14 protein-coding genes and 1 pseudogene are annotated in these 12,172 nt (G+C 31.6%); 2 read left to right on the forward strand and 13 right to left on the reverse strand.

Going from position 1 to position 12,172, the window contains the following annotated elements; all coding sequences use genetic code 11:
* Positions 1–21: 21 nt before the first annotated feature.
* Both ACXKY9_RS27940 and ACXKY9_RS27945 read left to right on the forward strand, forming a co-directional pair.
* Positions 22–2,334 (forward strand): annotated as a pseudogene (locus tag ACXKY9_RS27940) (Tn3 family transposase); the annotation flags it as partial.
* A 96-nt stretch (positions 2,335–2,430) separates the two neighbouring features.
* Positions 2,431–2,832 carry a hypothetical protein gene (locus ACXKY9_RS27945; protein ID WP_228161175.1) on the forward strand — a complete coding sequence of 134 codons (402 nt, stop codon included), beginning with the start codon at positions 2,431–2,433 and terminating at the stop codon, positions 2,830–2,832.
* A 147-nt stretch (positions 2,833–2,979) separates the two neighbouring features.
* Here the strand turns inward: ACXKY9_RS27945 and ACXKY9_RS27950 are convergent, their stop codons facing one another.
* The 13 genes from ACXKY9_RS27950 to ACXKY9_RS28010 form a co-directional block, all read right to left on the reverse strand.
* A complete protein-coding gene (locus ACXKY9_RS27950) occupies positions 2,980–3,504 on the reverse strand; it encodes a hypothetical protein (protein ID WP_000364598.1) in 525 nt (174 codons plus the stop codon).
* Positions 3,505–3,562: 58 nt separating this feature from the next.
* Positions 3,563–4,702: an S-layer homology domain-containing protein gene (locus tag ACXKY9_RS27955; protein WP_002134241.1), complete on the reverse strand. Its 1,140-nt coding sequence runs from the start codon at positions 4,700–4,702 to the stop codon at positions 3,563–3,565.
* Positions 4,703–4,728: 26 nt separating this feature from the next.
* On the reverse strand, positions 4,729–5,694 hold the full coding sequence (locus ACXKY9_RS27960) for a DUF3895 domain-containing protein (protein WP_000226086.1): 966 nt from the start codon (positions 5,692–5,694) through the stop codon (positions 4,729–4,731).
* 30 nt (positions 5,695–5,724) lie between these two features.
* Positions 5,725–5,967: a helix-turn-helix domain-containing protein gene (locus ACXKY9_RS27965; RefSeq protein ID WP_001104068.1), complete on the reverse strand. Its 243-nt coding sequence runs from the start codon at positions 5,965–5,967 to the stop codon at positions 5,725–5,727.
* 256 nt (positions 5,968–6,223) lie between these two features.
* The gene (locus tag ACXKY9_RS27970; protein ID WP_000569597.1) at positions 6,224–6,397 is read right to left on the reverse strand and encodes a hypothetical protein; all 174 of its coding nucleotides are present in this window, start codon (positions 6,395–6,397) and stop codon (positions 6,224–6,226) included.
* A 511-nt stretch (positions 6,398–6,908) separates the two neighbouring features.
* A complete protein-coding gene (locus tag ACXKY9_RS27975; RefSeq protein WP_000734830.1) occupies positions 6,909–7,199 on the reverse strand; it encodes a hypothetical protein in 291 nt (96 codons plus the stop codon).
* Positions 7,200–7,217: 18 nt separating this feature from the next.
* Positions 7,218–7,514: a hypothetical protein gene (locus ACXKY9_RS27980; protein ID WP_000802836.1), complete on the reverse strand. Its 297-nt coding sequence runs from the start codon at positions 7,512–7,514 to the stop codon at positions 7,218–7,220.
* A gap of 320 nt (positions 7,515–7,834) precedes the next feature.
* A complete protein-coding gene (locus ACXKY9_RS27985) occupies positions 7,835–8,071 on the reverse strand; it encodes a hypothetical protein (RefSeq protein WP_000359617.1) in 237 nt (78 codons plus the stop codon).
* 385 nt (positions 8,072–8,456) lie between these two features.
* Entirely contained in the window at positions 8,457–8,909 is a 453-nt protein-coding gene (locus ACXKY9_RS27990; protein WP_000539299.1) for a hypothetical protein, read from the reverse strand.
* An 80-nt stretch (positions 8,910–8,989) separates the two neighbouring features.
* Positions 8,990–9,724, reverse strand: coding sequence for a hypothetical protein (locus ACXKY9_RS27995; protein ID WP_000381993.1), 735 nt, complete (start codon positions 9,722–9,724; stop codon positions 8,990–8,992).
* A gap of 872 nt (positions 9,725–10,596) precedes the next feature.
* Complete coding sequence (locus tag ACXKY9_RS28000; protein ID WP_000528045.1) at positions 10,597–11,316, reverse strand: hypothetical protein; 720 nt, start codon at positions 11,314–11,316, stop codon at positions 10,597–10,599.
* A gap of 176 nt (positions 11,317–11,492) precedes the next feature.
* Positions 11,493–11,723 (reverse strand): hypothetical protein, encoded by a 231-nt coding sequence (locus tag ACXKY9_RS28005; RefSeq protein WP_000651811.1) that lies wholly within the window; start codon positions 11,721–11,723, stop codon positions 11,493–11,495.
* A 13-nt stretch (positions 11,724–11,736) separates the two neighbouring features.
* Positions 11,737–12,027, reverse strand: a complete 291-nt coding sequence (locus tag ACXKY9_RS28010) for an ArsR/SmtB family transcription factor (protein ID WP_000779680.1) — start codon at positions 12,025–12,027, stop codon at positions 11,737–11,739.
* Between the last annotated feature and the right edge of the window lie 145 nt (positions 12,028–12,172).

Consider the following 12,172-nt stretch of genomic DNA (forward strand, 5'->3'; position numbering starts at 1 on the left):
TGGTTTTTTTCCGAAATGCTGGCGGTACCCCATATGAAAGATTTACAAAACAGACTTTCATTTATTACGTCTTTCCTTCCAAACATTCATGATTTATTAGAAGGCATTCCAATTTCTAAATTGAAGCACTTTGCTGCTGAAGCGAATTCTTTAGATGCTTCAGAAATAAAGGACTTCGCTCCTCACAAAAGATATATGCTGTTGTTATCAACTATTTATCGGTCACAAATTACAACTAGGGATAACCTTGTAGAAATGTTTCTAAAAAGGATGGGAATCATTCATAAAAAAGGAAAAGAAGAACTTGCTCTTTTGAGGGAGCAACATCGTTCCATAAGTGAAAATCTTATTTCTGTACTGAGTGAAGTTTTAGAAACAACAGCTATGCATGATGATAATACACAAATTGGCAGCAAAATTACTGAGCTATTTGAAGCTAAAGGTGGTATAGAATTTTTAAAACAGGACTGTACAGCAATATCCTCATACAACGGAAATAATTATCTACCACTTTTAGAAAAATTCTATAAGAATCATAGAAAAACATTATTTCGGCTCATCACATTATTAGAAATTGACTCAACAACTCAAGACGATTCCCTCATAAATGCCCTGGAATTTTTATTAGAGAACGAAAACCGTAAGGTTGAACATCTACCTAGTGATATTGATTTATCATTCGCCAGTGAACAGTGGAAACATACAATTCGCGTTGAAAAAAGCACAAATTTACTTTACCGTAAACGTCTTGAAATCTGTATATTTTCTTATTTAGCCTCTGAATTAAAGACGGGAGACCTTAGTGTAAAAGGTTCTGAGAAATATGCTGATTATAGACAACAATTACTTCCATGGGAAGAATGCCAACCGATGGTTGAAGATTATTGTAATGAACTAGAATTACCTTCCTCACCTACTGATTTTGTTAATCGGTTAAAAATTTGGCTAACATCCGCTGCAAAAACTGTTGACCTAAACTATCCTAATAATGGACAAGTTATCATAACTGAAGATGGAGAACCAATCCTGAAACGTTTGGTACGAAAAGAGTCTTCCAAGAGTAGTAAAATGTTAGAAAAAGAAATTATACAACGACTACCGGAACGAACGATTCTTGATATACTTTGTAACGTTGAACACTGGACTCATTGTACAAGACATTTCGGCCCATTTTCAGGATCTGAACCTAAATTAGAGCATCCAATTGAACGTTATATTATTACTTCATTTGGATATGGCTGTAATTTAGGGCCAGCCCAAACCGCTAAACATATGCGAAATATAGTAACACCTCATATGATTTCTTTTGTGAATCGTAGACATATCAGTGTCCAAAAATTAGATGCCTCAATTCAAGACATTTTAAATCAATACAACCTCTTTAGCCTTCCAAAACTATGGGGGAGTGGAAAAACAGCCGCCGCTGATGGAACAAAATACGATTTATATGAAGAAAACTTACTGTCAGAATACCACATCAGATATGGGGGCTATGGAGGAATAGCTTATCATCATGTTTCGGATAATTATATTGCTTTATTTAGCCATTTTATCCCCTGTGGGGTTTGGGAAGCTGTTTATATTATTGATGGATTGCTAAAAAATAAGTCAGATATCCAACCTGATACGATTCATGCTGATACACAAGGCCAGTCTACTCCTGTCTTTGCACTTTCTTATCTATTAGGAATCAATTTAATGCCTAGAATTAGGAATTGGAAAGACTTAAAATTCTTTAGACCAAGCAAACATATTCAATATAAACATATAGATCCTTTATTTAGTGATGTAATCGATTGGAAGTTAATTGAGACTCATTGGCAAGATTTATTTCAAGTTGTTTTGTCTATAAAAGCTGGAAAGATACTACCCTCAACACTTCTCAGAAAACTGAGAAGTGATAGTAAAAAGAATCGACTGTACCAAGCATTTCGAGAGCTAGGCAGAGTCATTCGAACGATATTTCTTCTTAAATATATCTCAGATATGAAATTGAGAGAGCAAATTACAGCTAGTACAAATAAAGTGGAAGCATATAATGGTTTTTCAAAGTGGTTATTCTTTGGTGGGGATGGGATTATTACTGAAAATGATCCAGTAGAACAAGAAAAACGTATTAAATATAATGATCTCGTTGCCAATGCAGTCATTTTTCAAAATGTCGTTGATATTACCATGATTTTATGGCAACTCAAAAGAGAAGGTTATCGATTCTCACGAGAAGATCTGGTGATGTTAAGTCCATATATGACGAAACATATAAAACGATTTGGCGATTATGTGATTGATTTACAAAACATTCCACAACCAATAGAAGAGAATATACCTGTATAAAAGATAATAGGGTCATAACATGGAAATAAAAACCAGTCTATGACCCATTTTTACACGTATCTCGGCTGAACCCCCAATACTCTGTATATGGGTGATTTGAATAGAACATCATTAGCAAAGGTAAAAAAGAAGGAAGATTACCCAAAAGAGAGAATTTCTTTACGTGTTTCAAAAACAACTTATGAAAACATTTGTAAATTGAACTATGCTCTAGATGTTACACCAACTATGGCAACTGCTATTTTATTAGAAACATGCCTTCTATATTCAGATTATGTCAATGAAAACGCTAGATCTTATCTTGAACAAAACTTGGATCTTAAACGTATAAAAGAATTAGAAAAGGTAATAAAATATGTAAATGAACATAATCCATATGAAGAAGAAGTATCGTGGGGGGCTTTATTATCATTTTTAATGGATGAAATTAAAACAGGAACGACTAATGTTGCTCAATTAATAAATGATTGGTTAGATTCATATAAAAAATTGAAATGACAATAATCCCTTAATGATTATTTGGTTTTCTTATTTATTTATAAATTAGTGGTACGTGAAATTTTATATATTATGAAGATAAGTCCTAAAAAATAAGCATTGAATCTGATTCAATGCTTATTTTTGTAGTTAAAGTGATAAAATCTTTTAAGGCTTTATTACTTTAACTAGTTGTTCTCCTTCTATAATCTTGAATTTATTGTCTAATTCACTTGTCTCTTCAATTACTCTGACACTCTTTTCGATTACTTTGACATTCCTTATATTTAATTCTTCAATAATCTTTTGATATTCTTTATACTCATTTTCTTTCATTACGATAATTGGTTGATTTCTTGCTACAATCTTGAATTCGTTACTTAATTCATCTGTCTCTTTAATCTCAAACGATATATCTTCCAGCCTATTAATAACCGAAATTAGATCTTTCCATCTTTGTTTTCTTACTTCAAAATTAATTATTGTAGGAGAAAGCCACATAGGAACATCAATTTCTATATTATTTTTTTTATAGACTTGTAGGAAGCAATCCTCATGATCCTTTCGAATGACTTGTACTTCTAATCTATATTCACCAATTTCACAAAAGAATACCACTTCATTATTTTGATGAGTTGTATCTTTTAAATTAATAATATCTTCTTTAAAAAATTCATCTGTCTTTAAGTCCATTACACTTTTCCTCCCTTTATTGTTTTAAAGGTACAAATGACTTAATACAAACGCTTTATTACTGATATATAAATTGAACATGTAATACAGAAACAGTATTTTGTTTTGTTTCAGCATTCCAGTAAACATTAATTCCGAAATAAGTTCCACCATAATCTTTTTGGATCATTTTATCAATAACTTTATAATCATTAGAAGATGTATTGAATTTTTGAATGTTTACTGATTCTACAGCAACTTTTGTTCCTTTAGGTAAAAATGAAGGGATTTTTGCATCTTCCCAAGGTTCTAATGTTCCAGCTTTCACCTTTGCATCTTCCTCTGTGATCTTACCGCTTGCAATATCTTGATTCAAGCTATCAAAGTATGATTTCTTTACTCCTGTATAGCTACCGTAATTTCCAAGCTTTTGACGTAATGCACTATTTTCTGAAGACTCTTTTGGAGGTGCAACATAATATGGTGAATTCACTTCATCATTGTTATTTCCATTGTTATTTTCATTATTGTTTCCGTTATTGTTTCCATTATTGTTTCCGTTATTGTTTCCGTTGTTGTTTTCATTATTGTTTCCGTTGTGATCCGGCTGTTTTTTCATAGTATTGTATAAAAATTGTACGTATTGTTCACGTTTCACAAGTGTTTTTGGCTCGAATGTGTTATTTCCCATCCCTATTGAAATACCATTTGATTGCACCGCACTAATTGAATCTGTAGCCCAATAATTTTTTTCTACATCATCAAAAGTAGTCATAGATTTTGGTTTTAATTTAAATGCTTTCGTCAAAACAGATGCTAATTGTTCACGAGTTAAGATGTTTTCTGCGCCAAAAGTACCATTTCCGTACCCATTCATAATACCTGCTTTTTCTAAAGCTTTAATTTCTTTTTCAAACATATGACCTCTAATATCAGAAAATGAACTTCTAAAGCTTCCGTCTACATCTGCTGGTTTTAAAAAGTTATATAACATTCTAGCAACTTGACCACGTGTTACATTATCACCAAAACCAAAGATGCCATTTCCATAACCAAGAAAAATTTGTTTACTTCCTAAATCATTTATAGCTTCCGTAGACCAATGATTTGCTGGTACATCTTTAAATACTGGTGTTTCTGCACTAGATAAACTTGCACCAAAGAACATACTACCCATAATTGAAAATGCTGTCGTTGTTTTTAATAATTTGTGTTTCATTATAAATTCCTCCATTTATTATAAAATTAGACCATTTGTATATTATAGCAAATTGATATAAATGTTTTATCCCTATAGTCAAGATTCTCTCCGAAAAATACAAGTCCCTCATATTCTAAGTTCTCTAGATAATTGGCTACATAGGGATATATAAGCGGTTTTCCCGAAAGATAACGTTTTGCGTTACTTCCTTTATGTTCTATTAAGAATTCACATAATTGTCTGGTACTAATAATTTCATGTTGTTGTATAAAAGATTTAATAAAACTTTTTTCTGATTCTGATAAGAAATTATGTAATACTTTATTATAAATTGGCTTAGTGTTAAATCCCTGCTCGATCCCTAGTGTCATTACTTCATCGAATAAAGAAATTTGATTAGGTTCTGTATTGTTAAATTCAACAGATTGAAGATTTATTTCATGCTTAGTATGTTCAAACAAGATTCCTATTAATTTATTTACTTGCTTATCTAATAAGGGTAATTTGAGTTCTAGATGTTCCTTTATATCCCTTGGAATCTCAATATTTAATGGAAGTTGAATTCCTTCATTATTTTCTAATGACCAATTGTTTCTAAGTTTTATTAATATTTCATCTAACTCATAATCTATCTTAGTCATTCCCTCTATAACTTGTTTAACTATTTCGGCTGGAATATTAGTATGTTCTTCAAAGTGACTTTTACCGAATTTTAAAATTTTATTTGTCTTTAAATTTTTTACAATGTATTGGTAACGTAAAGAGCGTCCACATTCACATTTTAGTGTCTCTGTAACAACACCTGCATCTATATAATCAACTAAACGCCAATTTGTTGAAATGTGCTTGTAGTCTTCCTCTGATCCTTCTCCTTTTTGTTGTGCCAATATACTAGCAAAAGCGGTTTTCTTTCCTCTTTTTAAAAAATTCGTCAAATATTCTTGTTGTACATTTGATAATTCTTTAAATAGAATATCTCTCTCCGTCTGCGTTAAATATTTAGCTACCATATTTCACACCTCTTTTATACAGCCATTATTTTAATCATAAGGTCTATATTTCAAGCGTAACTTTTTATACTCTAATTCTTTTTCTAAAATATAAGAGCGCATAAACAAACACACACTCCCGACTTTTTTCAAGGGTTTTAGCTTACCTTCACGAATTAATCTATTTACTCTATCTCTTCCAATATCCAAAATTTCGGCTACTTCAGAAGTAGTGAGAACTTCATCTTTAATAAAGTTCTCCATTTCTTCTTTAGAACTAAATTTCCAATTCATCCGTATCCCTTCCTAAGAAAAAATTTATTGTTCTTAATACCATATATAAACTAATCATAGAAATTACTACTAAATCAAATTTATCTACTTTGCCAAGATCCATTGTTGCAAGATAGAGGATACTAGTAAGAAGTATCCCACTATCTGTTTTATTAATTTTTAATGTATTGATGTTCTTCATTTTAAAATTAGGTGATTAGTGTGTTATAATATTTCTGTGGGGAACTGGCTGTCAACCTTCCCCACAGATAAATGGTTATCGGTGCTTGCGTTCTTTACGCTGGCACTTTTTTTGTTTTGTAGTCTTTTTCTTAGCTTTTTTTCTAGCTTTAGCTTTTGCCTTTATTTTGGTATGTATATCTAAACTTACATTGATAATCCCCAAAAAGCTGGCAATAAAGACTACAACTTTTGTTGCTATTTCAATCACCTATCTCCACCTCCTTGATTCTATTATACCATACCTGACCTAAAAAAAGTATAGGTTTAAGCAAAATAAATTCAAAAATATAAATAAAAAGATATTGTTTTTTCGTTGTCTTTAAAGGGGTTTTATGCTTTTTGGTAGAGGCTGGCTCGTGGTGTGCGGACGAAACCGCACGATCTTAGCGTATGAACATATAGAGTAGAGAATAATTAAGGATCGGAAGTGATTAGCGGTTCGGCATACTAAAATAGTTTGCACAAGCTGATAGAAAACCTTAGTAACTTTTTGGTCTTCAGCTTGGCAAAAGCCAAAAAGTATGCCGAATTTCTTTCGTCAAGAATGTGAACAGCGTGAACAAAGGTGGAGATTTTTGAGTGTTCTTTACTCAAAAATACTACCTGTTTCTTGATGAAAGGAAAGCCCTTTGATGTATACAGTATCTTTTCCTACAAAAAAAACGAAAGATTTATCTCTTTCGTTTTTTGTATATAAAGAAAATGAGAGTAGTTGTTACTTAATTTGACTTTCTATTTCTAATTTCATTTTTTTCCATTACACTACATAGTTTTGCTAAACCATAAAACAAACCTATTACACAAAAAAGTATTAAAAAAGGTGTAAATTTTTCTACAGCAAAATCCCGCATGATTTCTTGGGCTTGCTCGGGTTTTGTTATGATATTATGCCTGAATGTCAATATATCTATATTCATTTTTACAGTAGCTACACAAACAAGTACAATGGGACATAAGATAGCTATTGCCATCATTAAATTGTTCAACAAAAATTTTAAAAGCTTTTTCATTATGATCCTCCTTGTAATTTATATTTTGTTTTTATAATACACTCTTTTATTTTTATTTATATACTTTTTATATTGTTGTGTACTTTTTACTAGATAATAAATTGAAAAGAGAAGAAGTCCCATAAAAGGAATGATGCTAGAAAGAATAATTCTAGCAATAAGAGAGTCTAGATCCGCTAGATACATATAAATGAAACTTCCTTGTATGAGGATAATTGAAAGAGAGATTATAATTATATGTATGTATCCAGTCCTTTCTTTTTTTAATTCATCTAGTTGTCTATAATATTTTCGATTACTAATTTTCGGTTTCATATGTACCCTCCATAAAGAAAATACGAAAGCATTTGAATAGCAAGTAGGCATTTGCCTACTTGCTTTTTTATGTTTTTTCTTTTCCGGTGCGTCCAGCATGTGCCTTGGCAAACTCAGGAGGAACTTACAGAGAGTAGCGTGAGCGTACTCTCTGTAGTTATCCCTGTGTTTAATGCTGTGAGCGACACATATCTCCTTGTTAGCTTCTGAAACGCCTGTACAGGCTTTCAGGAGGTTATAAGGAGTAAGTGCCACCGCCCAAAGGATCTAATGTTTAAATCTTTAAAATTGAATTAAATTCTACAGAATAACTCTTTTATTCAATCCTCATGCTTCACTTTATTTTCCATCCATCTTGCTAACTCGCTTAGTTGAATATCCTCTCTTTTAATATCTGTTTCTGCAATATACGGTTCGACAACACAATTATTCAATTTACTATTTAAATTAATGTCAAGAGGATTAATTGTAGAGGTTTTATTTTCTAGATTTAAATTTATTATTTTGCCACCAAATTTTTCAATTATTTTATTATAATCAGTCATAAGTTTATCCATTGTTCCTCCCCATTTCTTAATAAAATTTAAATTTGATTAAACCCTACTATCTAATTCAGTAGGCTTCAAAAATCAGCGCAAAAAACATAACCATAAAAATCAAAAATATCAAAAAATAGACACATGAAATTCTCATATCATCTTTATTCATATTATCTGCGCCCCCTTCTTTGTGAAGAATTTCGAAGCCTATTTATCTTTTCTTTTTTTTCAGATTTGTGATTAGTTGAACCGAATAATAAAAAACGCAAAAGGAAAAACATTGCGCCTAAACCTAACAAGCTACAAAAAACATTCCAAGAACTAAGATCCACCATCATATTATTTTCCGCCTTTTTTTCTATAACATTCAAATTTGATTAAAACTCTGCAAAGATTCTTCTATTTATTGTTCATTTTCAATAATGTAATATCCTTGGCTAGAAATTGATTTTATACGCTTTAAATCATCAATTATCCTTGCATTTAATTCTACTATGGTTCTACTTCCCCCATTTCGTCCATCGAGATCATCCAATTCCCATAGCAAACTTTTCTCACCATCAAAACCCTTAAATTCTGGGTTAATTCCTTCTTTTAAAACTTTTATGGCATCTTCACAAGCATGAACTAGATCTTCAGGAGAAACTAATTCTAATTTCTTTGAGTTTGGAGGTTCAAATTGACTATATATCGGAATATGTATTCCATAATTTGCGTATACAGCTCTTAATGTCCCACTTGTTGCGTAAGTAAATCTTAATTCGCCTTGATCAAAATATCGTATCATCTCATTAAAATCATTTTCTTCATGTTCTACGATTTCAAATTGTTTGAAATAAGTCCAAGTTACTCCCATAAATTATTCCTCCCTACGTTTTATACAAAATTCAATTGTCCTTTTCAATCATTCTCTCTATCTCCTAGCTTAAAATAGATTTAATCTACGTATTTAAACGCAACTGGGGAAGCTGTTAATTCAAGATAAGGAAGCTCATTCGCTTTTGCTTGTCTACAAAACTCTTTAAGAAGTGTCATTCCTTCTTCGATACTTAATATTTTGTAGAAATTACTGTTTATATCATCAATAAAGAATTCAATTATTTCAACACTATCAAATAAAGAGTTCGAGTCTATTTCTGTAATTAACTTCTCATTGTCTATATCAATTTTTACAGACAAATAATTCGTTACACCATCAAGAGCATCCTCTTCAAATTTATGAGTATTAAATTTAATTGTCGCATCAAAAGAATAATCTGATTTCAAATCATTATAAGTAAAACCATCCCAATTAAAAATATATCCATATGCTATCTTCTTATTTTCCCCTTTACTTTCTTCTATATAATTGACGTGTTCTTCAGTGGAATTTTTTTTATTTTGTTCAACATCATCCAATTTTCTAATTTCTTTACTTGCTCTCCAATAAGAACGAATAGCTGACATTGCATGTTCTTCATCAGGTACGTTTGCTATCTTTAGGTAACATTTACCCTGATAAGCTATTACAAATTCACCTTCAAAATCCCACTTTTCATCCTGCTCAATTTCCCTATATAATGAATAATCATCTCCATCTCTACCTTGAATTAAATAGTTTGGTATTTTAAAATTTAATCCTTTAAACTCCGCTTCGGGTGGTACAATCACTTTCGTAGTTACTGTATCCATGATTCATTCCTCTCCTTTTCCAAGTTGCGATAGGTAAGACTTTGAAGTTATCTCCATCTTTTCCCCCGCTTAGCACTGTACGTGCGACTTTCATCGCATACAGCGCCCCATCTTATTCTTCTATCCTAAAGCAACTAGATTACAAACAATGTTGTACTCACCAACGTATTCATTCCCTTTTCTTACGAAAAGTCACATCATCTTACTCGATCCTGTGAGTTACATCCAGTTGATTTAGTTTTCAAAGAACAAGACTAGGGACTATCCCTCCACATTCGTTACATGCTTCGTCGGTACTGTGTCCCCACCTTCACAAGAATGAAGCAATTTCGGTTCGTTAGAACCTTATATGCATCTGTCCACTAGTAGACGTTCATGACAGTTTCTTGCTTACCACGTTCCGATTGACCTAGCTATACATATATCCTTAGGTGCTTGCTTTAAGCCTGTTATCTTTACATCCTCATTGTTAGATGTTCCGAATTTCATATCATTTACTCTTACTTTTCGGTAGATAACGTCGTCATTGACGACATACACATTTCTAATGTATTAATAGTTTAGACCCGTACATTCGCAAGTTCGCCAGTCCGTTAGGACATTCTCACCTTAGATATTTTGTAGCATCCCGACCTATCCATTACCATATGATTTCTCACTTAGGTTTTGTTCAGTCGACTTCACCTAGCTTCATACAATTTGTGACTACTATCACGCTTTGCATGTAGGAGTATCAGATAAGTAGTTTCAGCTCAACCTGACGGCTTTCATTCCTACTTTCAGTCAATCAGTTGTTGTTATCAAATTGATAACCCTCCTATTTCGTGTTTGCACACTTATGAGGAAACGTGTCGCACAAATAACTATTTTGTTTAAATTTCATGTAGTTCGCCGATATAAGCTGTAACATATTGAATATGAGATTCTTGATTATTTTTTCCGAAACATGTCTCTATTCGGTCTATGCTTATACTTGGAAATCTTTCTTCCAATAAGCTTATCAATAACTTTTTATTAGTATCGTTATCTACTAATTGCAATTCGTTATCTTCTTTTATAAGGACGAATCCCCGATCACGTAATTGTTGGATTTTATCTACTTCATCTTTTTTATCTGATATTGGTTTTTTGCTAAAGATTCTGCTAAGTCTGGTTAAACTAAAAGCGAACTTTACATTCAATCCACCATACTCAGTGAAGGTCATTTCAGAAATATGATTAAATCCAATTTCTCTCCACCAGCCTTTAATTTTATTAGTTAATGCATTAAGTTGTTCACTCAAACCATCAATAGGCTTCATATCAGCCATCTTTTTTTCTAGTTCTCTAATACGTAAATTTGCATTCCTAAGATCATTACTACGTCTTTCTCGTTCCCTAGCCAAGTCAGATTCGTAATTTGTTTCTTTAGCTATAACTGAAATATGACTTTCTGATAAAGAAATAAGTGTCCCCTTCATTTCCTCTGTTAACTTATCTTTTGATAACCATTCATGCATTTGTTGTGCTGTAAAATATAAATCTTTTAATCTCTTTAAAGTGACCGCCTTTTGATCTTCATTCAAAACAACTAATGTTTCTTGGTTTCCCATCTCTCATTCTCCTTTTCTCGTTTTCTTGTTTTTGAATAAATCCTGTACGCTTTTTATTTTTTTTATCTTTTTTTATAATTTCTAGGTACATACTTAGATATATTTCATTCATAAACTTATCTATTTTTACTCCCTCCGATCTCGCTTTAATCATTGAAAGATATAAGGAAAGTCTATTAAATTTGTAACCACTCTTTTGTGAGAATTGTCTTCAATAAATTAAACTTAGAGGTCTTTTTATCAAGACAATGTATGTTAGCACGATCCGCATTGTACCCCTTTATACATAAATGTATCTTCTCTTGAAACGAATCAGTTTTAGTAGATGCTTCGTATATAACCTCGCATCCAACCTCTTTATTGTCTTTATATAAAACCACAGTGTAAATGTTAAGAATATCCTTCACACTGATCCCTCCCTTAATTACAAAGTAATGTAACAATATCTACTGCTGTATTATCCGCTACTTGATAATACATTTCTAAGCCACGTCTTTCTGATTTTAATACTCTCGTACTTTTTAATTTTGCTAGATGAACAGATACAGTAGATTGTGGTATATCTAATTGTGTTTGTATTTGAGTTACATTGCTAATCTTACATGAAATAAGGTATCGTACTATTTGAAGACGGATGGGATGCCCTAGAGCCTTTAGCATATCTACTGATTTTTCTGTTACAGTTTGTAAATTTTTTTCTACTAGTTTCATATTATACATTCCTTTTATATTAATTTTGTAATGTTGTTAACTAATAATCTTGTAAACATTTGTTCTATAAAACTCTTAATCTATTAACCATAAAGTATTCATGAATACTTTATGGTTAATAGAACCTACAATCTTTTAATATCAT

The sequence above is a fragment of the Bacillus sp. 2175 genome (genome assembly GCF_057812155.1).